General features: G+C 71.5%; 27 protein-coding genes. 11 read left to right on the forward strand and 16 right to left on the reverse strand.

Annotated features, from left to right (window positions below):
* Window positions 1-12 precede the first annotated feature (12 nt).
* From V6S85_RS07995 to V6S85_RS08050, 12 genes are read right to left on the reverse strand one after another with little or no spacing between them, the layout of a single operon-like run.
* Window positions 13-672: a hypothetical protein gene (locus tag V6S85_RS07995; protein WP_334348613.1), complete on the reverse strand. Its 660-nt coding sequence runs from the start codon at window positions 670-672 to the stop codon at window positions 13-15.
* On the reverse strand, window positions 669-1148 hold the full coding sequence (locus V6S85_RS08000) for a hypothetical protein (protein WP_334348614.1): 480 nt from the start codon (window positions 1146-1148) through the stop codon (window positions 669-671). Before V6S85_RS08000 ends, V6S85_RS07995 begins: the two co-directional genes overlap by 4 nt.
* A complete protein-coding gene (locus V6S85_RS08005) occupies window positions 1145-2482 on the reverse strand; it encodes a FliI/YscN family ATPase (RefSeq protein WP_334348615.1) in 1338 nt (445 codons plus the stop codon). The genes V6S85_RS08000 and V6S85_RS08005 overlap by 4 nt, the downstream gene beginning before the upstream one ends.
* A complete protein-coding gene (locus V6S85_RS08010; RefSeq protein WP_334348616.1) occupies window positions 2479-3078 on the reverse strand; it encodes a FliH/SctL family protein in 600 nt (199 codons plus the stop codon). The genes V6S85_RS08005 and V6S85_RS08010 overlap by 4 nt, the downstream gene beginning before the upstream one ends.
* Complete coding sequence (locus V6S85_RS08015) at window positions 3075-3644, reverse strand: hypothetical protein (RefSeq protein WP_334348617.1); 570 nt, start codon at window positions 3642-3644, stop codon at window positions 3075-3077. Before V6S85_RS08015 ends, V6S85_RS08010 begins: the two co-directional genes overlap by 4 nt.
* Window positions 3641-4384: a type III secretion system inner membrane ring lipoprotein SctJ gene (gene sctJ, locus V6S85_RS08020; protein ID WP_116489496.1), complete on the reverse strand. Its 744-nt coding sequence runs from the start codon at window positions 4382-4384 to the stop codon at window positions 3641-3643. The genes V6S85_RS08015 and sctJ overlap by 4 nt, the downstream gene beginning before the upstream one ends.
* Before the next feature lie 11 nt (window positions 4385-4395).
* Window positions 4396-4797, reverse strand: a complete 402-nt coding sequence (locus V6S85_RS08025; RefSeq protein ID WP_101712230.1) for a hypothetical protein — start codon at window positions 4795-4797, stop codon at window positions 4396-4398.
* Window positions 4798-4821: 24 nt separating this feature from the next.
* Complete coding sequence (locus tag V6S85_RS08030) at window positions 4822-5130, reverse strand: hypothetical protein (RefSeq protein WP_101717465.1); 309 nt, start codon at window positions 5128-5130, stop codon at window positions 4822-4824.
* 30 nt (window positions 5131-5160) lie between these two features.
* The gene (locus V6S85_RS08035) at window positions 5161-6339 is read right to left on the reverse strand and encodes a SctD/MshK family protein (protein ID WP_334348618.1); all 1179 of its coding nucleotides are present in this window, start codon (window positions 6337-6339) and stop codon (window positions 5161-5163) included.
* 4 nt (window positions 6340-6343) lie between these two features.
* Window positions 6344-8245 carry a type III secretion system outer membrane ring subunit SctC gene (gene sctC / locus V6S85_RS08040; protein ID WP_116569960.1) on the reverse strand — a complete coding sequence of 634 codons (1902 nt, stop codon included), beginning with the start codon at window positions 8243-8245 and terminating at the stop codon, window positions 6344-6346.
* A 13-nt stretch (window positions 8246-8258) separates the two neighbouring features.
* Window positions 8259-10268 carry a flagellar biosynthesis protein FlhA gene (locus V6S85_RS08045; protein ID WP_334348619.1) on the reverse strand — a complete coding sequence of 670 codons (2010 nt, stop codon included), beginning with the start codon at window positions 10266-10268 and terminating at the stop codon, window positions 8259-8261.
* 13 nt (window positions 10269-10281) lie between these two features.
* On the reverse strand, window positions 10282-10770 hold the full coding sequence (locus tag V6S85_RS08050; protein WP_207780820.1) for a lytic transglycosylase domain-containing protein: 489 nt from the start codon (window positions 10768-10770) through the stop codon (window positions 10282-10284).
* Window positions 10771-11244: 474 nt separating this feature from the next.
* On the opposite strand from V6S85_RS08050, the gene sctU reads away from it, so the two are divergent.
* The 5 genes from sctU (at window position 11245) to V6S85_RS08075 (ending at window position 14925) form a co-directional block, all read left to right on the forward strand.
* Complete coding sequence (gene sctU, locus V6S85_RS08055) at window positions 11245-12372, forward strand: type III secretion system export apparatus subunit SctU (RefSeq protein WP_334348620.1); 1128 nt, start codon at window positions 11245-11247, stop codon at window positions 12370-12372.
* 18 nt (window positions 12373-12390) lie between these two features.
* The gene (gene fliO / locus V6S85_RS08060) at window positions 12391-12762 is read left to right on the forward strand and encodes a flagellar biosynthetic protein FliO (RefSeq protein ID WP_101712223.1); all 372 of its coding nucleotides are present in this window, start codon (window positions 12391-12393) and stop codon (window positions 12760-12762) included.
* Window positions 12763-12855: 93 nt separating this feature from the next.
* On the forward strand, window positions 12856-13494 hold the full coding sequence (locus V6S85_RS08065; protein ID WP_116489304.1) for a hypothetical protein: 639 nt from the start codon (window positions 12856-12858) through the stop codon (window positions 13492-13494).
* A 101-nt stretch (window positions 13495-13595) separates the two neighbouring features.
* Entirely contained in the window at window positions 13596-14360 is a 765-nt protein-coding gene (locus V6S85_RS08070) for a DUF6683 family protein (protein ID WP_334348621.1), read from the forward strand.
* A 70-nt stretch (window positions 14361-14430) separates the two neighbouring features.
* The gene (locus V6S85_RS08075; RefSeq protein WP_334348622.1) at window positions 14431-14925 is read left to right on the forward strand and encodes a hypothetical protein; all 495 of its coding nucleotides are present in this window, start codon (window positions 14431-14433) and stop codon (window positions 14923-14925) included.
* A 182-nt stretch (window positions 14926-15107) separates the two neighbouring features.
* Here the strand turns inward: V6S85_RS08075 and V6S85_RS08080 are convergent, their stop codons facing one another.
* From V6S85_RS08080 to V6S85_RS08090, 3 genes are all read right to left on the reverse strand, one after another.
* Entirely contained in the window at window positions 15108-15620 is a 513-nt protein-coding gene (locus V6S85_RS08080; protein WP_334348623.1) for a hypothetical protein, read from the reverse strand.
* Window positions 15617-16204: a hypothetical protein gene (locus tag V6S85_RS08085; RefSeq protein ID WP_334348624.1), complete on the reverse strand. Its 588-nt coding sequence runs from the start codon at window positions 16202-16204 to the stop codon at window positions 15617-15619. Before V6S85_RS08085 ends, V6S85_RS08080 begins: the two co-directional genes overlap by 4 nt.
* A 188-nt stretch (window positions 16205-16392) precedes the next feature.
* Complete coding sequence (locus V6S85_RS08090) at window positions 16393-18123, reverse strand: LysM peptidoglycan-binding domain-containing protein (protein ID WP_334348625.1); 1731 nt, start codon at window positions 18121-18123, stop codon at window positions 16393-16395.
* A gap of 158 nt (window positions 18124-18281) precedes the next feature.
* On the opposite strand from V6S85_RS08090, the gene V6S85_RS08095 reads away from it, so the two are divergent.
* Both V6S85_RS08095 and V6S85_RS08100 read left to right on the forward strand, forming a co-directional pair.
* Window positions 18282-19421 (forward strand): DNA/RNA non-specific endonuclease, encoded by a 1140-nt coding sequence (locus V6S85_RS08095; protein WP_334348626.1) that lies wholly within the window; start codon window positions 18282-18284, stop codon window positions 19419-19421.
* 31 nt (window positions 19422-19452) lie between these two features.
* The gene (locus V6S85_RS08100; RefSeq protein WP_334348627.1) at window positions 19453-19773 is read left to right on the forward strand and encodes an immunity protein YezG family protein; all 321 of its coding nucleotides are present in this window, start codon (window positions 19453-19455) and stop codon (window positions 19771-19773) included.
* 61 nt (window positions 19774-19834) lie between these two features.
* On the opposite strand, the gene V6S85_RS08105 is transcribed toward V6S85_RS08100, so the two are convergent.
* Window positions 19835-21193, reverse strand: a complete 1359-nt coding sequence (locus V6S85_RS08105) for an MFS transporter (RefSeq protein ID WP_334348628.1) — start codon at window positions 21191-21193, stop codon at window positions 19835-19837.
* A 72-nt stretch (window positions 21194-21265) separates the two neighbouring features.
* Here V6S85_RS08105 and V6S85_RS08110 point away from each other — a divergent pair, with 72 nt between their 5' ends.
* The 4 genes from V6S85_RS08110 to V6S85_RS08125 all read left to right on the forward strand — a co-directional run bounded on the left by V6S85_RS08110 (window position 21266) and on the right by V6S85_RS08125 (window position 25880).
* The gene (locus V6S85_RS08110; protein WP_334348629.1) at window positions 21266-21970 is read left to right on the forward strand and encodes an ArsR/SmtB family transcription factor; all 705 of its coding nucleotides are present in this window, start codon (window positions 21266-21268) and stop codon (window positions 21968-21970) included.
* A gap of 89 nt (window positions 21971-22059) precedes the next feature.
* Window positions 22060-22998, forward strand: coding sequence for an Mbeg1-like protein (locus V6S85_RS08115; RefSeq protein WP_334348630.1), 939 nt, complete (start codon window positions 22060-22062; stop codon window positions 22996-22998).
* A 44-nt stretch (window positions 22999-23042) separates the two neighbouring features.
* On the forward strand, window positions 23043-23900 hold the full coding sequence (locus tag V6S85_RS08120) for an ankyrin repeat domain-containing protein (RefSeq protein ID WP_334348631.1): 858 nt from the start codon (window positions 23043-23045) through the stop codon (window positions 23898-23900).
* 84 nt (window positions 23901-23984) lie between these two features.
* Complete coding sequence (locus V6S85_RS08125) at window positions 23985-25880, forward strand: BCCT family transporter (RefSeq protein WP_334348632.1); 1896 nt, start codon at window positions 23985-23987, stop codon at window positions 25878-25880.
* The last annotated feature ends 92 nt before the right edge of the window (window positions 25881-25972 follow it).

Genomic DNA, 25972 nt, shown 5'->3' on the forward strand with positions numbered 1-25972 from the left:
AGGGGCTGACGCTCAACGCACCCTCCGGATCAACGCCTCGGGATCCAGCCCGTCGTCGGCTTCCACGAAGAGATCCGCCAGCGCCAGGCCCCGCACCTCCAGCCGCTTGCGCAAGGCCTCCAGCGCCTTGGTCAGTTCGGGCGTGGCCTCCGGGCGAGCGGCCAGGGTCAGGGACAGCGAGCCGTCGGGGGCGCGCGACAGGCCAAGGCCGGTCAGCAGCGAAGCCTTGTCGGCCATGCCCAAGGCCAGCGTCTTGCGGTCGCCGCCCGAGGCCAGCCAGGCCTTGTCCATGGCGGCGCTGAAGGCCTCTATGTCGGCCGCGGTCGCGCCGGGCGCCGTCACGGGGGCTTCTACCCCGCCGCCGGCCGACCTGGTCAGCGCCGACAGGGCGTCGACGCCCGTCGCCTCCTGGCCGCCGGCCAGGTCCTGGAAGTCGCGGGCCGGGCCCAGCAGGGCCGACAGGTCGATCCGGCCGTCGTCCTCGTCGCGCTCGGCTTCCTTTTCCCGTTCGGCGCGCGCGCCTTGACGGACGAGCGGCTCGCGGCGCTCGGCGGCCTGCTGCAGCAGGGCCTGGAACTCCGATCCGCGCCAGGGCGTGGGCGGCTCGCCGGCGCCGCGCGGCGTGGAGGTGTTCGGACGCTCGGCGGCGGCGTTGTCGCGGATGGTGGTCATCGGAAGCTCCTGAAGGCGCCGGCGTCCTCGATCTCGAGCTGCTCGCGGGCCTCGCGGTCGGCGGCGACCAGGGCGCGAGCGTGATCGAGGCGACCGTTCATGGCGTCGAAGCGGCCCTGGGCGCGGGCCAGGGCCCTGATGGCGGCGGCCAGATCCTCGCGCGCCAGGTCCAGCGCCACGGCCTCCTGGTCGCGCAGGCGCTGGTCGGCGTCGCGGGCGATGGCGACAGCCTCTCGCCGGGCCAAGGCCGAGGCCACCAGATGGGCCGCGCCCGACAGGCCGCCGGCGAACCAGTCGTCGAGCCGGGCCTTGGCGACGTCGTGGGCGGCGATCAGGCGGTCGCGGATTTCCAGCGCCTCTACGGCGTCGGCCACCTTGCGCCGGGCCTCGGCGGCCTCGCGCATGGCCTTCTCGACACGGCGCTCGCGCAGCTTCACCACCGGAACGAGAGCCTGGACCTGGGCGCGGGCGGTCATGCGGCGGCCTCCGCCAGGGCCGACAGAGCCTCGTCGAAGGCGACGGCGTCGTGCGCGCCCTGGCGCAGCAGGTCGGTGATGCGCGGACGGCGGGCGATGGCCTCGTCGGCCAGGGGATCGCCGCCGGGCTTGTACTCGCCGATCTGAAGCAGGAACTCGATCTCGGCGTACTTGGCCATCCAGCCGCGCACCTTCATGGCGGCTTCCTGCTGCTGGGCCGATGCGACGCGCGGATAGACGCGGCTGAGGCTGGCGGCGACGTCGATGGCCGGATAGTGCCCGGCCTGGCCGAGCTTTCGGGAGAGATAGATGTGGCCGTCGAGGATCGAGCGGACCTCCTCGCCGACCGGGTCGCCGCCCTCCTCGTCCTCGATCAGCACGGTGTAGAAAGCGGTGATCGCCCCGCCTTCGATCGCGCCCGCCCGCTCGAAGAGGCGCGGCAGTTCGGCGAAGACCGACGGCGGAAAGCCCCGGCGCACCGCCGGCTCGCCCACCGACAGGCCGATCTCGCGCAGGGCGCGGGCGAAGCGGGTGACGCTGTCCATCTGGAGCATCACGCGGCGGCCCTCGGCCCGGAACCCCTCGGCGATGGCGGTGGCGACGTGGGCCGCGCGCACCCGCTCCATGGCCGGCCGGTCGGAGGTCGAGACGATGACCACCGAGCGGGCCAGGCCCTCGGGCCCCAGGCAGTCGTCGAGGAACTCGCGCACCTCGCGGCCCCGCTCGCCGATCAGGGCGATGACGTTGACGTCGCTGCGGGCGTGGCGGGCGAACATGCCCAGCAGGGTCGACTTGCCGCCGCCGGCCATGGCGAACAGGCCCACGCGCTGGCCCTCGCCGGTGGTCAGCAGGGCGTCGACGCAGCGCACCCCAGTCGCGAACGGCTGGGCGATCGGCGGACGGGCCAGCGGATTGGGGGCCTCGCCATAGACGGGAAACGGGCGCAGCGGCCCGGTGATCGGACCCAGGCCGTCCAGCGGCTCGCCATGGGCGTCGAGCACGCGGCCCAGCAGCCCCTCACCTACCCCGATCTCGCTGCGGCGGGGGCCCGCCACCACCTCGGCGTCGACGGCCACGCCCTCCAGGCGCGACAGCGGGGTGAGGATCGCCGCCCCGCCGTCGAGGCCGACGACCTGGGCTTTCACGACGTTGCCGCTGGCGCGGTCGACGATCTCGCACTCCTGGCCGATGCGCACGTCCAGGCCCGTGGCGCGCACCGTCGTGCCGAACGCCTGGGCCACGCGGCCGCGCCGCTCGACGGTGCGGGCGCCGCGCAGGACGTCGCGCAGTCGGGCGTCGTTGGCGACTTCGGAAGGCGGCGCGTCGAAGCTCATGCGGCGGCCTCGCCGGCTGGGGCGGCGAACACCGCCTCCAGGGCCCTAAGCTGGGTTTCGAGCCCGGCGTGGGTGCGGCCCGAGGGGGTGTCGAGCACGCAGTCGCCGGCCGCTACGTCGGCGTCGGCCATCACCTCGATGCGGGCGTCGATCGACCACAGGCGGCGGGTCACCGCGCCGGCGGCCTCGGGCGCGACGCGGACGCGGATCGGCTCCTCGGGCAGCAGGTCGCGGGCCGCCTGCTCGGCGAGGGCGGCCAGCACCTCGTCGGAGGCCAGGCCGGCGGCGATGCGGCGGACGATGTCGAGCGCCAGGGCGCCCGCGCTGGCGCGCAGGCGGTCGCGCTCGACCTGCAGGGCGGCGTGGACGCCGGCCAACACATGGGCCGTCTCGCGGGCGGCGGCGGCCGTTCCCTCGGCATGGCCCTGGGCGAAGCCGTCGCGCAGGGCGGCCTCGCGGGTCGCCTGGCGCAGGGCGTCGAGGGCGGCGGTGAGCTCGGCCGCGTCGCGCACGGCGCCGACGTCCTCGCGGCGGATCACCGGCTGGTCGGTCAGAAGCGCGCCCGAAGGGCCGGAAGACAGGAGCAGATAGGTCATGCGGCGGCCTCCAGGGCGCCGGCCTCGAAGGCCATGAAGAGCCCGCGCGCGGCGTGCGCCGCGCCAAGGCCCCGGTCGGGATCGATCGCCAGCGGGGCGACCTCGAAAAGCTCGGAAAGGCGGGCGACGGCGACCGGGCGGCGTCCGACCTCGGCCAGCAGCACGCCGGCGCCCAGGGCGCTGAAGGCGTCCTCGTCGCCCAGCGCCAACGCTGCCTGCGGGATCGCCGCCACGAGGCCCGGCGGCGAGGCCAGCACCGCGTCCAGCGCCGGCTCGCCTATGCGGCGGGCGACGCGGGCCAGGCGCTTGCCGTCGATGGTCCGCTGGAGGACCTCGGTGCAAGCGGCGGCGGCGGCGAAGTCGGCCAGGCGCGCGCGGCGTTCGGCCGGCCAGGCCGCCCAGTCCGGCGCGGCGGCGACGTCGGCGAAGGCCAGCGGCGTCTCGGCTCGCCCGGTCAGGCGTCGCGCCAGCCGCGCCGCGCGCGGGCCGACCGGCGCCGGCGCGCCGATCGCGTCCAGCAGGCGGGCCTGGGCGACCAGGCGCCGGCGGTCGGCGCGGGCGCTCATGCGACGGGCGTCCCGGTCTCGGCCAGGGTCTTCAGCTTGCGGCGCGGCTTGCCCCGGCTGGTGCGGCTGAAGACATAGGCCCCCACCCCGCCGATGGCCGCGAGGATGGCGATGGCCGGCATGGTGAACGACCGGATCGGCGAGACCGGCGCGGCGGCCATCACCGGCTTGGCCGGGAACATCACAACCGTCACCTTGTCGTAGGGCAGGCCCTCGATGGAGTTGGTGACCAGCGCCTTGATCGAGCCCACCTGGCCGGAGAGGTCGACGTCGGGGTTGTGGCGGATGAACACCGAGGCCGAGGACGGCTTCTGCTGCTCGGCCAGGGGATCGGCCTCGGGCACGGCGATGTGCACCCGGGCCTGGACCACGCCGTCGATGGACGAGATGGTCTGGCTGAGCTCCTGGCTGAGGCCGTACATCAGCCGGGCCCGCTGCTCCATCGGCGAGGAGACGAAGCCCTCCTTCTTGAAGACCTCGCCCAGGCTCTCGAACTTGTCGCGCGGATAGCCCTGGTCGTGCAGCACGGCGACGGCCGACGAGAACTGCTCGGCGCGGGTCTTCAGCGCCCAGACCTTGCCGTCCTTGCTGCTCTTGGAGGCCGAGACATTGGCGTTCTGCAGCACGGCGACCATCTCGTTGGCCTCGCGCTCGGTGAGCCCGCCGTAGAGCTCCTTCTCGGCGCAGGCCGACAGGCCCAGGGCCGCGGCGACCAGGACGGCGGGCAGGATCTTGCGCATGGCCGCCACCCTCAAGCCTGTTGCCGGAACAGCTGCTGCAGGCCGTCAGACGTGCGGTTGGCGATGTTCGAGGTCAGCTGGCAGTTGAACATGAACTCGTGGCACTGGACGGTCAGGCCGATCATCTCGCCGGGCGTGATCGCCGCGCCCTTGGCCTCGGCGGCCTTGGCGTGGGCGGCCAGGTTCGAGGCCTGGCTGTTGACGAACTCCAGCTGGTTGAAGACGCCCTTCATGGCCGGGGCCAGGGCCTCGGGGCCGCCGAGCCCCGCCACCTGCGAGGCGCCGGCGGTGTGCAGGGCGTTCTGGAACTGGACGGCGTCGGTGAGGCTGGCGCCATAGCCGACCTGGGCCACCTGCGGCGCGGCTTCCTGGGGCATGGCCAGGGCGGCCGCCGAAACGGGATCGAAGGACATGGCGTCCTCTCCTGAAAGACGCGCTTAGTTCTTGCGGGCCATGGTTTCGAGGGCGCGGCCGACGCTGTCGACCGAGGTGGATTCCGAGTTGGCCATGAAGTTCATCCGCAGGCTCTCGGCGGTCAGCTGGGCCATGACCGAGGGCTTGTCCTCGCCGCCGGGTCCTATCTGGTCGGAGAGCTCGGTGATCTTCACGGCCTGGGCGTCGAGCACCTGCCCCCACGCATGGGCCATGGCCTCGAACCAGCTGCCCGGGCGGTTCTTGTTGTTGGAGCCGGCCAGGCTGGGCGCGACGGAGGCGCTGCTGAAGCCGGAAATGCTGCTGTCGGACATGGTCGCTTCTCCTCGTATGGGGTTGGAATTTCAGAACATCAGGCGGGTGGTGGCGCCGTCCTTCTCGACGACGACGGCCTGGCTCTCGACGCCGACGATGCGGTCGCCCGTGGGCAGGGTGGAGCCGGCGAAGTAGCGGGCGCCGTCGGCGGTGGCGACGTAGCCGGCGTCGCCGCCGACCACCGCCACCACGCGCTTGCCGGGGCCTTGGTCGAAGACCGCGCCGAAGCGGTCGCCGCCGGCGGCGCGGGCCACGTCGAGGTCGCGCAGGCCCTTGACGTCGTGCAGGGCGATCTTCTCGACCTTGGCCACCTCGTCGGAGGGGCCGGTGACCTGCACCCGCACGCGGCCCAGGCCGTTGGGACGGGCGGTGGCGGCCAGGCCGTTGGCCTGGAACACGTCCTCGACGTTCTGGGCCAGGCCCTCGCTGGTGACGACCTCGACCCGGGCGGGCAGTTCGCGGGAGCTGATCAGGCGGGCCAGGCGGGCCTTCTCGGCGTCGCGGTTGAGCACCCCGGCGATGACCAGCTTGCCGTTGGCCTCGGGCTGCACGGCCAGGGCGCCGTAGCCCTCCTGGCGCAGCAGGGCGTGGACCTTGGAGGGGCTGGCCTCCTGGCCGCCGAAGCGGGGCACGTTGGCCACAGCGTAGGTGACGCAGGCCAGGGCCGCGCCGAACACCAGGGCCGGCACGAGGTGGGGCGTGGAGCCGACCACCTGGACGCCGCGGTCGAGCGTGCGGCGCAGCAGGCTGCGGCCGTCCTCGAAGAAGTCGCCCTCCTCTTCAGCCGGCGCGGCGGACTCGGAAGGACCCGACGCGGCCAGCAGGCGCTCGGCCTCGCCCCAGCGGGGGCTTTCCTCGACGCCCAGGGCCAGGGCGTTGTCGCCGACGATCAGCGGCACGTAGCAGGGCAGCACGGCGCGGGCCGGGGCCTCCAGCCGGTGGCCGAGCATCTCGACCTGGCCGGAGACCACCTCGATCTCGGCGGCCTCCTCGCCGGCGGTCAGGCGGACGCGCACGCCCCTGGCGCTGGGGTCGCGCAGCACGATGTCGGCGTCGAAGCCGTGGCCAAGCTCGGCGCTTTCACCGGCCGGCAATGGCAGGACGGCGCCGGCGACGCGGCCCGACAGCACCTTGACAACCAGCGCCTCGGACGGCGTGGCGGCGGGAACTTCGGTCGGTTCTTCGGACAGCAGGGCTTGATCGGTCATGGGCCTAGCTCGGATTGGGGATGGGTTTCATCGTGCCGTAGGGTTCCGGCGCCGGGGGCGGCGCCGGCGGCAGCGGCTGGGCGGGCCCACGCGGGGCCGACTTCGGCGGCGGCTTGCGGTCGGACGGCAGCTTGGGCGCGGCCGGCAAAGGCGCGTTCTCGAACCCGGACGCGGGCGCGTCGTAGCGCAGGCCCGCCTGGGTGGTGGAGCGCGGCGCGGCGATCGAGGCCAGGCGCGGGGTAATCAGGAACATCCGCTCGATGCGGCCGCTGCTGCGCTGCTGCACCTTGAACAGGTTGCCCAGCACCGGGATGTTGCCCAGCACCGGGATCTTCTGCGAGCCGGTGGTGTCGGACTGTACGGTCATGCCGCCCAGCAGGAGGCTCTGCCCCTCCTGGATCAGGGCCTGGGTGTTGAGCGCGGCGCGGCGGACGACGGGGATGTTGTCGACGCTGGCGTTGGTCAGCGAGCCGTCCTCGATGGTCACCAGCATGCGGATGCGGGTCTGGGTCCCGTCGCGGGTGACGTGCGGGGTGACGCGCAGGGTGGTGCCGGCGGTGACGTTGAAGAGGTCGACATCACGCTCGCCGGCCAGACGGACGTAGAAGTCGCGGCTGTTCTCGAACACGGCCTCGACGTTCGACAGGGTGACGATCTGCGGCCGCGAGACGACCCGGGCCACGCCCTCGGTCTCCAGGGCGTTGAGGCGGGCGGCGAAGTAGTCGCCGTTGCCGATGATGGTCGAGGCCACGAGCCCGGCGGCCGACTTGGGCGAGGTGTTGCCGCGCACCAGGTTGCCGTCCTCCAGGCCCGCCGGCGCATTGGGGCCGCGGCCGAACTGGATACCGCCGTTGCCGTCGTCGAAGCGCCAGTTGACGCCCAGGTCGCGGGCCTTGGTGGTGTCGATGTCGATGATCGCCGCCTCGACCTCGAGCAGCTGCGGCTCGACGTCGAGGGCGCGGACCAGCTCCTCGTAGGCCGACATGCGCTCGGCCACGTCGCGGACGATGACGGCGTTGAGGCGGCTGTCGGCCTGCACCCGGATCGGGTTCTGCGGCGAGTAGACGCCGGTCTGCTCGTTGGCCAGCGGCGTGCCCAGGGTCTCCTGGCCGCCGTAGAAGGCGCCGCCGGCATTGGGCGTGCCCAGCGTCGCCAGGCCCTGGCCGCGCAGGCCCTGGACGGCGGCCGGGATCGGGGTCTCGCTGCGGGCGGCCGCGCCGGATCGTTCGTTGGGATCGGAGCTGACCAGCGAGCGGATAATCGAGGCCACGCCCGGAATGGTCACCTGGCGCGACCCGACCGTCAGGTTCACGTCGTCGGCCCAGCCATAGCGGAGATAGAACACGCGATATTGCAGGGTCGGCGATACGGCCTCGGCCTGCACCCCGCCGCGGGCCAGCTCGTCGACCTGTTGCAGGAAGCGCGGCGCGCCGGTGGCCACCAGCATGTCGCCGGTGGCGCGCAGGGTGTTGCGGCCATCGAGCAGGCCAAGCTGCCGGGCGGCCCGGTCGACCCGCCGCGAGGCCGAGCCCGAGATCGGGAAGCTGCGGCTGGACAGCTGGGCGGCGGTGTAAACATAGGCCGCGCCGCCGTCGTAGTAGGTGACGAGGTCGAAAGCCTTGGCGATGTCGGCGTCGATCTTGGCGGCCGGGCCGCGGAACACGCCGTTGATGGTGCCGGCGACCTGCGAGGAGATCACCACCGGCACGCCGACCTGATTGTAGAAGTTCTGCAGGAACTGGGCGATCGGCTGCTCGCGCGCCGTCAGGTCGACGCTGCGCGCGCCCAGCGGGACCTCGCCCGCCTGGACCTGGGGCGCCGTCGCGGCCAGGGCGGCGGCGACCGCCGCGGCCACGCCCATCCGGGCGGCGCGGCGAACAGCAGTTCTATCCTTCGGAAGCGACATTCTGTCTCCGGGTTCAGGCGGCCGCGGACGCGGGCGGCGGCGGGTCGGGATCGTTGGGCACTACGGTCAGGGGCTCGCGCGGGAAGGCCACGCGGCCAGCCACGTCCAGCCGCAGTGTCGGCAGCAGTTCGTGGAAGGACAGGACGCCCAGGTCGAAGGCGCGGGCCTCGATCAGCTTGCGCACGTGCCGGCGCAGGTCGATGGCGGCCAGGACGACGGTGGCGCCGGTCTCGTCGACCTTGGCCAGGATGGCGTCGGTGGCACGGCGGCTCATCTCGGGATCCAGCGCCAGTTGCTGGGCGCCGCCGCCGGTGCGGATGGCCTCGCGCAGGTGCTGCTCCAGCGCCGGCTCCAGCACCACCGCCTTCAGGGCGCCGTCGGGGGCGTAGCGGTGGCTGATCTGGCGGCGCAGGGCGACGCGGGCGAACTCGGTCAGGGCCAGCGGGTCCTTCTCGCGCTGGCCGGCGTCGGCCAGGGCCTCTAGGATGTCGCGCTGGTTGCGCAGCGGCACCTCTTCCTCGGCCAGGCGCCGCATGACCTCGGCGATGCGGGCCAGAGGCAGGGCGCGGGCGGCTTCCTTGACCACCTCGGGATATTCGCCGCCGGCGCGGGTCAAGAGGTTGCTGGCCTCCTGGATGCCGACGAACAGGCCGGCGTTGCGGCGCAGGGCCTGGCGCACGGCGTCCTGCAACTCCGACAGGTCGGCCGGATGGGCCAGTTCGCCGGCGCCGATCGGGGCCTCGAAGGCCAGCAGGCGCCAGCGCGGCGCGCCGGCGCCCTCACCGTAATGGAACGAGGCGCGCGGCAGGGCCACGCCCAGCCGCAGCTCGAACTCTTCCAGCACCTCTTCCAGGCCCCGGGTCATGACGGCGGCCTCGTGGCGGCGCACGGCCTCGCCGTCGAGCTCGAGCAGCAGCGGCACCACGGGCTGGGTCTCGGTGACCTTGGTGCGGGCGGCGGCGGGCGAGGCCTTGGCCTCGTCGGCGGCGGCGCGGGCCGGAGCGATCCTGCGGGTCAGGCGCGCGCGCATGTCGGCGTCGACCAGGGCGCCGGTGACGATGGCCACGCCGCCCAGCAGCAGGAACACGATCACCGGGAAGCCGGGCACCAGGGCCATCAGCCAGCAGATGCCACCGGCCACCAGGAACACCCGGGGCTTGGCCGCGAACTGCCGGCGCATCGCGTCGCCCAGGTGGGTCTCGCTGTCCTCGTCGGTGGTGCGGGTGACGATCAGGCCGGCGGCCATGGCGCCCAGCAGCGCCGGGATCTGGGTGACCATGCCGTCGCCGATGGTCAGGATCGAGTACTTGTGGATCGCCGAGCCGAAGTCGAGGCCCTGTTGCAGCATGCCGATGGCCAGGCCGCCCAGGAGGTTGATGACCACGATGATGATGCTGGCGATGGCGTCGCCTTTGACGAACTTCATCGCGCCGTCGAGGCTGCCGTGGAGCTTGCTCTCCATCTCCAGCACGCGCCGGCGGCGCTTGGCCTCGTCCTTGTCGATCATGCCCGAGCGCAGGTCGCTGTCGATCGACAGCTGCTTGCCCGGCATGGCGTCGAGGCTGAAGCGCGCGGCCACCTCGGCCACCCGCTCGGCGCCCTTGGCGATGACGATGAACTGCACGACGGTGATGATCAGGAACACCACCAGGCCGACCACCAGGTTGCCGCCGGCGACCATCGTGCCGAAGGTGTCGATGATGTGCCCGGCGTGGCCCTCGATCAGGATCATCCGAGTCGTGGCGATCGACAGCGCCAGCCGGTAGAGCGTGGTGATCAGCAAAAGGCTCGGGAACACCGAGAACTCGACGATCGTCGAGATGTAGATGGCGATCAGCAGCAGCATCACGCCGAAGCAGATGTTGACCGCCACCAGCGCGTCGAGCGCCAGGGCCGGCAGCGGCAGGATCATCAGGGCGACGATCGCCACGACGCCGGCCACCAGGAACAGGTCGCTGAAACGCGCCATGACGCCTTGGCGCGGACGCCTTTGCAGGCGCTTGAGATAGCCTTCGACGCTCATGGGGAATGGGTCCTCAGAAGCCGCCGCGGGCTGAAACGAGGCCGCGATAGCGGTCGAGGACGCTGGCGACGTACCCTTGCGTCTCGCGATAGGGCGGGATCTTGCGGCCGTACTTCATGACGGCCCCCTCGCCGGCGTTGTAGGCCGCCAGCACCAGTTCCAGGTCGTTGCCGAAGTGGCCCTGCAGGGTCTTGAGGTAGGCCGCGCCGGTGCGGATGTTGACCATGGGGTCGCCCAGCTCGACCGCCGGATCGCGCACGCCGAAGCGCTTGGCGGTGGCAGGCATGATCTGCATCAGGCCCCGCGCGCCCTTGGGCGAGATCGCCCCCGGATTGGCCCGCGATTCCACGTGCATGACCGCCTGCAGCAGGTCCGGATCGATGTCGAAGTCGCGGCCAGCGGCGGCCACCAGCGGCGCGTAGAGGGCCGATCCGCGGGCGCCCCTGGCGATGACGACCGGCGCCGGGGCGATACGTCCAGCCGAGATAACGGCGGTCGCCACCTGGGGGCTGTCATAGAGACGGAGCTGTTCAGACACCCCTGTCGGTTGTGTTTCTTCAACGCAATCTATGCGCGCCAACGAGAACTTTTCATTGATCGGGAGAGCGCTGCTGAACTTCAAGCCGTCGGCGGTCACGCATTCATATGCGAACACTGGACTTGAAGAAAATAAGATTAAACACACGCTCGACGCCACTACGCGGAACTTGCGCATAAATTTGTCCCTCTATGCAGCGCCCCGCCTGTGCATACTACCCATTCAAAAGCTAACTTTGGCGCATCAATCCTGTCAACCTCGGAGTTAAAACAATTTTCATACTCAGTATACTGCTTACCAGACAACAAATTCTATGGCTCAGCTTAACAACTACTATGGCTAAGCTCGCCGCTTTTTAGCCATGATTACGGCCTTTGTCGGCATCTCACCGGTCGGCGAACGCCCGACGTCCATCGCGACGGCGCCAGAACACACGCTATGGCTGAGAAGAACGACGGCGGGGACAAGACCGAGAAACCGACACCCAAGCGGCTGTCGGACGCCCGCAAGAAGGGCGATGTTCCCAAGTCCAAGGACCTGACCTCGACCGCGGTGCTGGGCGTCTGGCTGCTGCTGGGGGCAATGACGGCGGGCTTCGCCTTCGACAGGCTGGGCGGCCTCTTCGACGAGGTCTTCGCGGTGATGGACCGGCCCTTCGCCGAGGCCTGGCCGATCGCCGGCGCGGCCGCCGGCAAGGCCTTCGTGCTGCTGACGGCGATCACCTTCGTGCCCGTGGCGATCTTCGGCATGCTGGCCGAGTTCGGCCAGGTGGGCCCGGTCTTCACCTTCGAGAAGATGAGCCCGAAGATGTCGCACATGAACCCCGGCGAGGGGCTCAAGCGCATGTTCAGCCTCGACAACCTGTTCGAGGTGGCCAAGTCGCTGGCCAAGACCCTGCTGCTGGGGATCTTCACCTGGATCGTCGTGGCCATGTCGTTCGACCAGCTGATGGCGCTGCCGGCCGGCGAGGCCGACGGCGCGCTGTCGGCCTACGGCGGACTGACCTTCAAGCTGCTGGCCGGAACGGTGGTGCTGTTCGTCTTCGTGTCGCTGCTGGATCTGGCCTACCAGCGCCACAGCTTCACCAAGAAGATGCTGATGAGCCGGCGAGACATCCGCCAGGAGATGAAGGATTCCGAGGGCGATCCGCACGTGAAGGCGCACCGGCGACAGCTGCACCAGGAGTGGGCGCAGCAGAACGCCGCCCAGGCCGCCCGCGACGCCTCGGTGCTGGTGGTGAACCCCACCCACATCGCCTGCGCCCTGGCCTACGATCCGGCCGAGCACGCCGCCCCGGTGCTGCTGGGCAAGGGCGAAGGGCCGATCGCCCAGACCATGCGCGAGGCGGCCGAGGAAGCGGGCGTTCCGATCATCCGCAATGTCGAATTGGCCCGCGCCCTGCGCGACAAGGCCGCCATCGACGACATCGTGCCCCAGGACCTGTTCGCCGCCGTGGCCGAGGTGATCCTCTGGGCCCGCCGGCTGAAGGACGAGCAGGCCAGGGCCGCCGCCGAAGAACCGCCAGAAGGGCCGCCGCCCGGCCCGACCTTCCCGCCCCCGCCCTAGCCGCCAGACGGAGCCCCCGTGAGCGCCATCCTCGACCTGCTGACCGTCGCCATCGCCCTGGCCATCGTGCTGGGCCTGGCGTTCTTCTCGCTGAAGCTGCTCAAGCGCGTGCAGGCCGGGCCCGCCAGCGACGACCAGATCCGCTACCTGCGGGCCCTGCCCGTGGGCCAACGCGAGCGGCTGACCCTGGTGGCCTATCGCGACGAGGTGTTCCTGCTGGGCGTGACCGCCGGCCAGATCACGGTGCTGGACCGCCGCACGCGCAGCCCCGAGGAGATCGCCGCCGAGGCCCGCGCCGCCGACGAGGCCCGCATGCGCGCGGCCCAGCCCTCGGCCGCCATGCGCCGGCTGATAGGGAAAACCCTAGCTAGGGAACGACCCGACTACTGACGATCGACCCGCGATGGTTGTCTTGCGGCGTCAGGTCGCAGCGATGAACGCGGGACCGAGGACGACAGATTTCAAAATCGCGGAGTTCGAAACATGTCCGGCATCTTCAGCGGCGGCGGTCTCAACATCGGCAGCCTGTTCAGCACCGTCGCCCTGGCGGCGCTCACCGGCGGCACCTCGCTGGCCTTCCAGTCGATCTTCCAGCAGATCATCAGCTCGGTCGCCAGCCAGGTGATCCAGCAGGTGGGTCAGCAGCTGGGCCTGCCGCAGGGCGTGATCGACCTGGCCCAGGGCGTCTTCCAGGCCGCCAGCGGCAACCCGGGCGGCGCGGCCCAGAGCCTGACCGAAGCGGTCCAGGGCGCGGCCGACACCTTCGGCTTCAGCCCGGCCGAGCAGGGCGACCTGCAACGCACCGCCGAGGACGTGGCCCAGAGCTGGACCAGCTCGATCCTGGAAAGCGTCCGCGACGGCGGCGAGGGCAAGTCGACCAAGGGCGACAGCTTCCTGGTCGCCCTGGCCAAGGCTCTCGGCAAGGTGATGGACGGCAAGATGGGTCAGATGAAGGCCAAGACCGACGAACTGGGCGGCCTGGACTCCAAGGACTCCAAGTACGGCCAGCTGACCGCCGAGATCCAGGCCCTGGGCCAGGAGATGAACATGGTCAGCCAGGCCCTGAACAACTCGATCAAGTCCATCGGCGAAGCCGGCTCGACCCTCGCCCGCAAGGGTTAAGCTTAAGCTCGACAGTAGAAAAGGCAGGCGGCCATCTGGCCGCCTGTCGTTTTCTTGTCAATATTGCACGTCAGGGTTGGAAAAACAGTGGAGCACACCGGATGAACCGCCGCCTCGTTCCCGCGCTCAGCGCCATCGCCCTGATGATCGGCCTGCCGGCCGCGGCGCAGGACTTCTCCAGCATCGGCACCCAGTACATGGACTTCGGCTCGTCGATGATGTCGGTGGGCCAGATGAACAACGTGCTGGGCTCGACGGTGCAGCGCGGCGGCCGCGCCCGCTCCACGACGGCCCGGCCCGTGCCCGGCGCCAGCCTGTCGGCCCAGCAGCGCAACGCCGCGGCGGCCAACACCCGCTACCGCCCCTCGCCCGCCGTCTCGACCCGCGTGCGCGGCCAGTTCGCCGACTTCGTCGCCAAGCGCGACCCGACCAACGGCGAGCGCCTGCGCCAGGCCGTGCAGCAGAAGGACCTGCTGGGCGCCTGGGAAAAGCACGTCGCGGTCGACGGCCTGCGGCGCGGCGACGTGGCCGACGCCATGACCGCCTACTGGGTGCAGAACTGGCAGATCGCCAACAACGTGCCCTTCGCCAACCGCGCCCAGGTGCAGGGCGTGCGCGGCCAGGTCTCGCAGGCCCTGAGCTCGAACCCCGCCTTCGCTCGCCTCGACGACGCCGGCAAGCAGGAGATGGCCGAGGTGTTCATGCTGAACTTCGTGGCCCAGGGCTCGGCCTTCTCCGACGCCAACGCCAAGAAGAACACCACGCTGAGCCGCCAGCTGTCGGAGGCGGCGGTGGCGCGCTTCCGCAACGAGATGAGCATCGACCTGCGACAGCTGAAGCTGACCGAGGCCGGCTTCGTCCGCTGAGGCGATCGGGAAAACCCCAATAGCGGCGGCGACGCCCCCGGCGCAGGCTGCACTTGAGGAGGCCCCGGCCATGATCGTGCAAGACCCTTCCGCCCCGGCCCACGCCGCCGCCGCGCCAGCCCCGCGCCCCGGCCGCCTGGATGACGCCGTCGACCGCTTCGCGCGCACCGGCGAGGTGGACGCTGCGGCCTTCGCTGCCGCCGGTCCGGCCGAAACCACGCAAGCCTTGAAGGGCCTGCCGCCCGCCCAGCGCGGCGCGCTTGAAGGCGCGCTGCTGGCCAAGGGCCTGGGCGGCCTGCTGGACGGCGTCGGCGGCGTGGTCGACGACACGGTGGGCGTGGTGGAAGACACCGCCGACACCGTGGCCGATCCCGTGGTCGAGACCCGCTCCGAACGGGTCAACGGCGACTTCCAGGCGGCGGTCCACGACGAGTGGTGGAGCCAGATGCGCGGCCAGGCCTGGATGGACGTGACCCTGGCGGTCCACAACAAGCTCGACCGCCCCGCCGCCGCCCTGGCCAACCTGACCCGCACCGACGACGGCGCGGGGGTGGGCAACCGCTAGGAAGGTTAGCCTCGGCCGACATCCACGATCAGGACCCTGTTTTCCTCCGAGCATCCCCGCGAAGGCGGGGATCCAAGCGGAATCCGCAGGCGATCCACGGCATCACACCTTCCTGAAAGTCAGCTTGGATCCCCGCCTTCGCGGGGAAACACGGGATGGGGTCGCGAGCGGGCGAGCCCCCCCTACACCGCCTTCAGCTCGGCGGTCGCGCCGTCGATGATCCGCACGAACTGCTCGACGACATCGCCCCGCGCCACGCCAGGCGCCGGCTCGCGCTGAAGGCCTGCGGCGACCGAGCGCAGCAGCGGCTCGACGATGGCCGAGGGCGTCAGGTGGGGCTTGCCCGCGGCCTGGGCGCGCAGTTCGCGGGCGAAGTCGGCCAGCACCCGCTCGATGCGGCCGGCGTCCACCGGCGAGGTGGCCGACAGCCGGCCGGCCACCGACTGGCCGCTCTGGGCCGCCAGAATCCGCAGGTCGGCGCCCACCTGGGCCATGCTTCCCTGGCCGTGCTCGGCCCAGACGAAGGCGGCCGCCTGGCCGCGATCGCCGCCCCGCAGGGGATCGACCAGGGCCGCGCCGGCGACGGTGGCCATGGCATCGATCGCCAGGCGCGCGACGCCGGCCCGCGCCGCCGTGGTCGACGGCGTCCAGGTGGAGAGATCCGCGCCCGAGGCGCGCTCGACGGGACGGATCACGACGCGCCTCCTTCGACCCTCACGACCCGCAAGGCCGGCTTCAGCGCGCTCCAGCCGAGCCGGGCGCCGATCGCCTGCTGGCTGTTGCGGCCGTCGGCCAGTTCCTCGTTCTCGCCGTCGAACTGCACGATCGCCAGGCGCTTGCCGCCGTGCTCGATGGCGAACCTGGCCCAGGGATAGCCATCGAGGATCGTCAGCCGCGCGTCCGGCAGGGCCGCCGCCAGATCGGTCACCCGATCCCCTTCGGCGATCGCCCCTGGCGTCTGGCGCACGTAGCGGCCGGAAAGGTCGGCGCCGACGCCGCAACCCTGGAAGTCCGTGCTCACGCTGGCCGTCTCCGCATTGAGGGTCACCTGGGCCTTGGCCGGACGGGCCGCCAGGTTGGCGGCGGTAAGGTCGATATTCGTTCCCTCGAAGGGCACGACCCGCGCCTCGATGCGGCCGTCCTTCAAGGGCCCCTCGGCCTCGAGCTCGCAATCGGCCGCCGTCGCCGCGCCGTCGGACAGCGCGCCGCCCGACAGGCTGACCCGCCAGAGATCGCCCTTGGGGGTCAGGGTCAGCAGGCCTCGCCGCTGCCCGCTCATCACATACTTTCCCGCAGGTCCCTGCGCGGTGCCGGCGGCGGCCATGGGTAGGGGGGGATCGGCCGCCGCCGGTCGCTCACAACCGGCAACGGCCAGCGCGAGGGCGATGAGGGTTGGGGGAGCAAACTTCATCGTCGGGTGATCCGGGACGGGCCAGCCTGTTCAACGCCGGCCCGCCGCGGCGGTTCTCATCGGCCCAGCATGGCCAGGGCGTCCTGGCGTTCGCTGGCGAAGCGGTTGGCGACCGAGACCTGCACGGCGGCCGAGGCGCTGGTGAAGTAGGCCAGCTGCCCGGCGTCGTTGCGCTTGCCGCGCTCGTCGTAGATGGCGTTAATCAGGGCCCGGTCATAGGCCTTGCCGTCGGCGGGCGAGAGCCCCTGCCCTTCGACCCTGGCCATGGCCTTGACGATGGCGCCGGTCTCGGGCCCGTGCTGCACCGAGGTGGACCAGGCCACGTCGCGGATCGCCGCCGAGCGGGTCGACAGGTCCAGGCCCGTGGCGGATTTCACCGTGTCGAGCTGCACCTGGTAGTGGGTGCGCTGGATGTAGTCGTGCTGGGCGGCCTCGAACTTTTCCGGCTCGCGGGCGGCGATCGCCTTCCAGGTCGCGGTGAAGCTGGCCGAACCTGGGCTGGCCCCGCCGAACTCGGCGGCCCACTGGCGGCCCTCGGCGGCGAGGAATTCCTGCGGCCGGCCTCGATTGCCCGCCAACTGGTAGGTGCCGTAGGAGACGCCGCCCGGATCGCCCGCGCCGCTCGACACCGTGCCCGGGCCTCGCCCGCCAGTCTCGTACTGTTCCGACAGCGCGCCGATCCGCGCGTCGCTCGACGCCGAGGTTTGCGTCGTCGCGGTCGCGCCGCCGGGCGGACCCTGCCTGTCGACATTGACCAGCACGTAGTTGAAGGCCTTCTGGCCGCCCAGGCCGTTCCAGAACGCCTGGAAGTCGCCGGGCTTCAGGGTCTGGCAGCCGGCCGAGCCGGTGTTGGAATTGCCGCCGGCGTGGAACAGGAACGAGTTGTCGGTGCTGACGCCCTTGCCCTTGGCGTCGGCGTCGTCGATCCGGCCGTCGTGATTGGTGTCGCGCTGGATGGCGTGGCTCTCGGTCGGCCGCAGCACGTCGCCCAGGCTTGAACTCGTGCTCTTCTGGAAGGTGACCGTGCCTTCCGCGATGCGGCCCAGCTCCTTGCGGCCGTCGCCGTTGAAGTCGGCGCCATAGCGGCCGTCGTACTGGGCCGAAGGCTCGGTGTTGGCCGCGAACTCCTGAACCTTGCCGCCCTTCTGCAACACGACTACGCGGTCGTCATAGGCGCCCTTGCCGCCGTTGGCGCCCAGGCTGGTCTCGGTGCGCAGGCCCAGGATCACCTGCTTGCCGGCGGCGAGATCCGCCTTGGCCTGGGCGTCGCCATAGGCGTTCACGTAGCCGGAATAGAGCGCGTACTTCTGGGCCTCGCTCATGCCCTGGGTGGACGGCAGGACGCCCGTGGCCTGGCCGGTCGTCGTCGGCGAGGTCGGTGCCGCGTCCGTCGTGGCGGACGCGGGCCGCGCGGCCGTTCCGCCGCCGGGGATCAGCAGCTCCTGGCCCACATTGATCAGGTTGGGATTCGACAGCCGGTTGGCCTGGGCGAGCGACTGCCAGGAGACGCCGAACTCGGCGCCGATGCTGGAGAGATTGTCGCCCGCCTCGACCGTGTAGCTGCGCGGCTCGGCCGCGGCGCCCGCCGGCACGGTCACTTCCTGGCCGGGTCGGATGACATTGGGATTGGTGATCTGCGGATTGGCGCGGATCAGCGCGTCCAGCGACACGCCATGCTTATCGGCGATGGCCGACAGGGTGTCGCCGGACTTGACCACGTAGTCGTTGGACCTGCCGCCGCCGGAGCCTGAAACGGATGACTGGGTGTTGAGGGACACGGCGGTCATCGGGCACTCCTGGTACGGACGCTTTCCTATGGAGAGGACGCTAGTCCCGGGCCGCTGGCGGCATAACTAGGGTTATCCCTAGCTAGGGACGCCCCCAGCTATCGACGCCCCCTGCCCCCGGCCATCGTCGCGCCAGTCGAGGCGCAACGGAGGCATCCATGTCCGGACTGAACGCAGCCGAGTCCATCGGGGCCTCCAGTCGCGTCGCGACCAGCGCCGCCAACGTCTCCACCGAGGCTTCGGGCCTGCTGGCGGCCAGCCGCACCGGCGGCCAACTGAACACCAGCGAGCTGGCCGGCCAGCTTTCGGAGATCGCCAAGTCCGATCCCGCCAAGGCCCAGAGCCTGCGCGCGCAGATCGAGGCCGACCTGTCGCCCGCCGACCAGAAGCGCCTGGCCGACGACATGGACGCGGCCACGGCGGCCCAGAAGCAGGAGCTGATCCTCGACCTTGGCCAGATGGCGCTGGACGTCGCGGGCCTGTTCGACCCGACCCCGATCTCGGACGGCGTCAACGGGGTGATCTCGCTGTTCCGCGGCGACTTCCTGGGCGCGGGCCTGTCGGCCGTCAGCATGGTTCCCTACATCGGCGACGCGGCCAAGCTGGGCAAGCTTGGCAAGTGGGCCGAGACGGTGAGCAAGGCCGCCGATCTGGCCAAGGTCGACAGCGCCTTCGCCGCCGCCGCCAAGCCGGCGCTCGAAAAGCTGAAGGGCGCGATCGACGCCCTGCCGCTGGACAAGCTGCCCGACAGCGCCCGCCAGACGCTGGAGACCGCCAGCCGCAAGCTGGACGAGGCCCTCTCCGCCCGTCCGCGCGTCGAGCTGGACCAGGGCGCCAAGGGCGGCTGGAACGCAAAGCTGAACGGCGAACTGGCGCCAAACACCGACTACGTGGTCAGCGGCCGCTACACCTATTCCACCGACGCCAGCGGCCGCGTGGAGCAGGTCACCGGCACGCTCGACCTGAAGCACGCCGACCGCAACGGCTACCAGCAGACCAAGGCGGGCCAGGAAGGCGGGATCAAGGACGGGGTCGACGGCGACGAGGGGGGCCACCTGATCGCGGCGATCTTCAACGGCCCCGGCGAGCAGATCAACTACCACGCCATGGACGGCACGCTGAACAAGAGCGGCTGGAAGGTGATGGAGAACGAGTGGGCCGCCGCCCTGAAGGAGGGCAAGCAGGTCGACGTCGACATCAAGGCGGTGTTCGAGGGCGGCTCCAAACGGCCCGATGCGTTCAGGGTGGAGTACGTCATCGACGGCAAGCCCTCGACCCGAACCTTCTTCAACGACTAAAATCGCTCAAGATCGCCTCCCGGAGGATTCCATGGCCGACATCGACAGCCCCGAAGGCATCTACCGCCACGTCGGTCAGGCCCTGGCCGACAGCGTGGCCGAGCCCTGGTCGGAGATCCGCCTGAACATCGACGTGATCGACGGCTCGGTGGGCCTGACCGGCGACTACACCAAGGCCGCCGGCGACGTGGCCGACCTGGACGTGCGCAAGCTGGACCACACGGTGTCGAAGGCGCTGCGGAACCTGCACCGCCTGACGGCGTCGAGCGCCCACGAGCCGTGGTCGAAGGCCGTGTTCTCGCTGAAGTCGGACGGCGCGTTCGACCTGAAGTACGACTACGCGGCGGCTTAGCCCCTTAATCTCCCGTCATTCCCGCCCTGGTGGCGGGAATGACGTGAGGTAGGGGTGGCGATCACTCCTTCCGCCCCGGCGCCAGCAGCACCCCCGCAGCCGCGATCAGCATCGCCGTCGCGACGATCGCCGAGGTCCGCAGGCCGCCAGCGATCCCCGCCCCAGCGAACGCCCCGAAGATCGCCACCCCGGCCGCCCCGCCCACCTGGCGGCAGGCGTTGAGCACGCCCGAGGCGGCCCCTGCGTCGTGGCGGTCGACATTGGCCAGGAGGCCGCTGGTCAGGGCCGGGATGGCCAGGCCCATGCCGCCGGGGATCAGGGCGAAACCGGGCAGCATGTCGAGCACGCCGCTTTCCGGTCCAAGCCGCGCGGTCAGGGCGTAGCCGCAGGCGGCGACCAGCACCCCGCCGCTGGTGACGACCCGGGCCCCGAAGCGCCCGACCAGGGATCCGCTGGCGAGGTTGGAGACGATGAAGGTGGCCGTCAGCGGCAGGAAGGCCAGGCCCGCCTTGCCCGGCGACCAGTGCAGGGTGCGCAGCATGTAGAGGCCCAGCACGAAGATCAGGCCGTAATAGGTGAAGTTCAGCGCCGAGCCGACCACCACCGCGCTCCAGGCCGGACGGCTGCGGAAGACCGACAGCGGCATGGCCGGATGCCGGGCGTGACGCTCGAACACCACGAAGGCGAAGGCCAGCGCGACGCCAACGACCAGGGCCGAAGACGGCCAGCCACCCCAGCCGCGATGGCCGCCCTCGATCAGGCCGCCGACCAGCAGGGTAACGGCGGCCACGGCCAGGGCCTGGCCCGGCAGGTCAAGCGGGACCTTCGGCTTGGCCGGGGTCGCCGGCGCCACCAGCAGCGCCAGCACCGCGCCGATCGCGCAGAGCGGCAGGTTGACGAAGAACACCCAGCGCCAGCCCAGGGTCTCGACCAGCAGGCCGCCCAGCACCGGTCCGGCGGCGATCGAGACCCCGCCGGCGGCGGTCCACCAGCCGACGGCGGCCGCGCGCCGGCGGTCGTCGCCGTGGGCGGCATGGGCGATCAGGGCCAGGGACGGCGGGATCAGCAGCGCCCCGGCCGCCCCCTGGGCGACGCGGGCCAGGATCAGGCTCAGCGGCCCGGTCGCGAAGCCGCAGGCCGCCGAGGCCAGGCCGAACAGCGTCAGCCCGGCCAGGAAGGCGCGCTTGGGTCCGACCCGGTCGCCGATCGCCCCGGCCGACAGCAGCATGGCCGCCAGCGCCAGCACATAGGCGTCGACCACCCATTGCAGCTGGGCGGTGGGCGCGCCGAACGCGTCGCCGATCGCATCCAGGGCGACATTGACGATGGTCACGTCCAGCTGGGTGACCAGGAAGCCGAAACTGGCGGCGGCCGTGATCAGCGGCAGGCGGGAAGGCTGGGTGCTCATGGACCTCGTCATGCGCCGTCCGCGCCGCCGGATGCTACACGCGCCGATGAACCATTGCGTCGGCGATCGGGGTAGAGTGGCGCCATGGACGCCAATATCGCCAGCCCCGCCGCCCTGATCGGCGACCCGGTCCGCGCCGCCATGCTGCAGGCGCTGCAGGACGGCCGCGCCCAACCCGCCGGGGCCCTGGCCTGGGCGGCGGGCGTGACGGCCCAGGCGGCCAGCAACCACCTCTCCAAGCTGGTCGAGGGCGGGCTGCTCAGCGTCGAGCGCGAGGGACGCCACCGCTACTATCGCCTGGCGTCCGCCGAAGTGGCGCACGCCATAGAGGCGCTGTCGGCGATCGCGGCCCCGGTGCGGTCGCTGGAGGTTCCGCGCTCGCCCAAGGCCCGGGCGCTGCGCGACGCCCGCTGCTGCTACGGCCACCTGGCCGGCCGGCTGGGCGTGAAGGTCGCCGACGCCCTGGTGGCGCGCGGCCTGCTGACCCCAACCGACGACAAGCTCTACGAGGTCACGGACGAGGGCCGTGCCTGGTTCGCCGAGCTGGGGATCGACGTCGCCGCCCTCGCCTCCCCGCGCGGCGTCGCCCGCCGGTGCCTGGACTGGACCGAGCGTCGCCACCATCTGGCCGGCCCGCTGGGCGTGAAGCTGCTGGCGGCGATGAGCGAGCGGGGCTGGCTGACGCTGGAGGCCAAGGGACGCGCGGTGCGCTTGACGGGGGAAGGCGCGGCGGCGCTGCGCGACCTGCTGGGCGTCAGCCTCGATGACGACGGCCGCGTGGCGGCCTGACGCGCCGCACTAGGGAATTCCCCAGCTATCCCCTCCCCGCCGCCGCGCGCAGCATCCTGGTCCTGACGAAGACGCCGAGGGACAGGGTCATGCGTATCGAGGGCGGATCGGGGATCAGCGCGGCGAGCGACCGCTTCGACACCGGCGCCAGCGCGCGGGTCGCGGTCGACGCCCGGGTGGCGGCCGAGTGGGACGCGCCCGCCTCGCGCCCGGCGGTCACGACCACGGCCCAGGCCGACGTGCGGATCTCGGCCGTCGCGGCCGGCCGCGGCAGGTCCGCCGAACTGGCCGAAGCCCGGGTGCACATGGCCCTGGCCGCCGACGTCTATAACGACACCCCCAACCCGCCGGCCGGCTGGGAAGTCGCCGGCGCCGACGACCTGGCGCGCCTGGGCCTGGATCCGACCGACCTCGAAGAACCGGGTTCCAGCTTCCGCGCCCGGGTCTATGTCGACGCCCAGGGCGACTATGTGGTGGCCTTCCGCGGCAGCCAGAACGCCGAGGACTGGCGCAACAACTTCCAGCAGGGCGTGGGGCTGGACTCCGGCCACTACGACAAGGCCCTGGTGATCGGCGAGCGCCTGCGCACGGCGGGCGAGGACGTCACCCTGACCGGCCACTCGCTGGGCGGGGGCCTGGCCTCCGCGGCTGCGGTGGCCTCGGGCCTGCCGGCCGACACCTTCAACGCCGCTGGCCTGCACGAGGACACGCTGGAGGCCGCCCGGGCCAGCGGCGCGGCCGCCCCGCAGGTCGACGCCTACTATCTGGACGGCGATCCGCTGAGCCGGGTGCAGGACGGCGGCGACCGCTGGCTGGGCGCGGGCCTGGGGGGCCTGCTCGGCGGCATCCCCGGCGCGATCCTCGGCGGGCTGCTGGCCGACGCCCCGCCGGCCTATGGCGAGCGGCACGTGCTGACGCCGGTCGGCCCTGAGGGCCAATCGGCGGGCGACGCCTCGCTGGGCGACCTGCACGGCCAGGCGTGGCTGTCGTCCAGCCTTGACGCGGCCTATCGCGCCACGGCCAACTGAGGCCCGTGATCCGACCCGCAGCAATCGCCGCCCTGGCGGCTTCGATGGTGATGATGACGGACGCCGCGCTCGCCGCCTGCTTCGTGGGCGGAACCGCCCTGCCCGACAGCCGCGCCGCCCTGGCCGCCGCCGATCACGGCCAGGCCGGACGCGAGACGATGTCGGCCGTGCTGAAGGGCGATGTCGACGAGGTCCGTCGCCGCCTGCGCGCCGATCCGGCGCTGAAGACCACGCGCGGCGGGCCTAACGGCGACCTCCTGAGCCTGGCCATCGCCCGCTGCGACAAGCCGATGGTCGCCGCCCTGCTGGACCTGGGCGTCCCGCCCGACGGCGCCGGCGACGCCGTCCCGCTGAGCCTGGCCCTGCGCGCCACCGACCCGAGCTTCGCCACCCAAATCCTGCAAGCCGGCGCCAGCCCGCAGCGGCGCGAGGCCTACTGGCCGCTGAAGGCCGCGATCGGCCTCAACTCGCTGGGGGCGGTGCGCCTGCTCCTGCAGCACGGCGCCAGGCTCGACGACCACGACGCCAACGGCGCGACGCCCCTGCGGCTGGCGGTGGAGCAGCAGAACTTCCGCATCGCCGACCTGCTGCTGGAAAAGGGCGCCGATCCCTGGACGGTGGGCGGCAACGGCGAGACGGTCGGGACCGTGCTGGCCGGCCCCATGCGCCCCGGCGAGCCCGAGGAACAGGCCGCCCGCCCGCGCGTGCTCGAGGCCCTGAAGAAAGCCGGCTGGCGCATTCCCGGCGCGCCCGACGCCAAACAGACGCGCCATCTCGTCCTGACCGGCGCCTGGCCGCCGGCCGAAGCCCGCGCCGCCGGCTGGAAACATCCGCCGCCCGACGAGGTCACGGCCCGGATGCGGCGCTTCTGGACCGAGAGCGGCGACAAGCGCCCGCGCTGACGCCGAACCGCGTTCCGAACACGCCAAGGCCCCGCGGGTGGCGCATTCGGGTCTCCGCCGTTAAGGTTGGGGATGCTGACCACCATGATGAACCCTCGTGTGTTCTGGGGCGCCAGCCTGATCATCGGGCTGCTTCTCGTCTTCGCCGTCGTCGCTCCGGACTTTTCCGACCGCGTCTTCAAAACCGCCCAGGCCTGGGTGATCGACACCTTCAGCTGGTTCTACGTCGCCGCCGTCGCCGGCTTTCTGGGCCTGGTTCTATTCCTGGCGCTGGGCCCCACGGGCGCGCTGAAACTGGGGCCCGACGACTCCGAGCCCGACTTTCCCTACGTCTCGTGGCTGGCCATGCTGTTCGCGGCCGGCATGGGCATCGGCCTGATGTATTTCGGCGTCGCCGAGCCGATCCAGCACTACATCAACCCGCCCGAGGTCGAGCCGCGCAGCTTCGAGGCCGCGCGCGAGGCGATGGTCATCACCTTCACCCACTACGGCGTCCACGCCTGGGCGATCTATGCCGTGGTGGGGCTGAGCCTGGCCTTCTTCGCCCACCGCAAGGGCCTGCCGCTGACGCTGCGTTCGGGGCTGTCGCCGCTGCTGGGCAAGCGCATCAACGGCCCGATCGGCGACGCCGTCGACATCTTCGCCATCTGGGGCACGGCCTTCGGCATCGCCACTTCGCTGGGCTTCGGCGTGGCGCAGATGAACAGCGGCCTGACTTATCTGCTGGGCATTCCCAACACCGCCTGGGTGCAGGTGATCCTGATCGCCGTGGTCATGGCGGCCGCCACCGCCTCGATGATGAGCGGCGTCGGCAAGGGCGTGCGGCGGCTGTCCGAGCTGAACCTGATCCTGGCGATCCTGCTGATGCTGTTCGTGCTGGTGATCGGCCCGACCGGCTTCCTGCTGAAGGCCCTGGTGCAGAACTTCGGCTTCTACCTGGACCACTTCATCCGCCGCACCTTCACGCTCTACGCCTACGAGCCGCGGGCCTGGATGGCGGACTGGACGCTGTTCTACTGGGCCTGGTGGATCGCCTGGTCGCCGTTCGTGGGCATGTTCATCGCCCGCATCTCGCGCGGGCGCACGGTGCGCGAGTTCGTGCTCAACGTGCTTCTGGTCCCGGCCGGCTTCACCTTCCTGTGGATGACGGTCTTCGGCAACACCGCCATCAGCCTGGACATGGGCCAGGCGGCCGGCGCGATCTCGCAAGCCGTGGCCGCCGACCTGTCGACGGCCCTGTTCCACTTCTTCGAGGAACTGCCGGGCACGACCTTCACCTCGGCCCTGGCGATCCTGCTGGTGGCGGTGTTCTTCGTCACCTCGGCCGACTCCGGGGCGCTGGTGATCGACACCATGGCCTCGGGCGGCGCCGACGACACGCCGCGCTGGCAGCGCATGTACTGGTGCGTGATGCTGGGGCTGGTGGCCGCCGTGCTGCTGCTGGCCGGCGGGCTGGGCGCGCTGCAGGCCGCCACGCTGGTGGCCGCCCTGCCCTTCGCGGTGATCATGATCCTGCTGTCGGTCGGCCTGGTGCGGCAAATGAACGCCGACGTCGCCGGCCGCACCATCGACACCGAGACGCCGCCCCTGGCCGAACAGCTCAAGCGGATCCTCTCGCCCGCCAGCCGACGCGAGATCCTGCGGCAGATCGAGCGCACGGGCCTTCCGGCGCTGGAAGGCGTGCGGGCCGGGCTGGAGGCCGAAGGCCTGACCGCCACCCTGGCCAGAGACGACGACGGCCTGGCCCTCACGGCCTCGGTCGGCGAAGGCGGCAAGCTGTTCCATTACCGGCTGGCCGCCCGCTCACGACCGCGCCCCGCCCTTACCGCGCTCGACGCGCCCGAGGGCCGTCGGGCGCTGGAATGGCGGCTGATGGCCCATTCGGCCGACGTCGCAAAACCCCGGGACGTGACGGGCTTCACGCAGGACCAACTGGTCAGCGACGTGCTGGACCACCTGCAACGCTGGCGGATGGCCTAGGCGCCCCCCAGGAGATTCGCCCCCGCCGATGCGAGTCGCCGCCGCGAATCCCCCGCGGCGCGGACGGCGACTCGCATCGGCGGGGGTCCGTT

The organism is Caulobacter sp. CCNWLW153, from assembly GCF_036889365.1.
GTDB classification, from domain to species: Bacteria; Pseudomonadota; Alphaproteobacteria; order Caulobacterales; family Caulobacteraceae; genus Caulobacter; species Caulobacter radicis.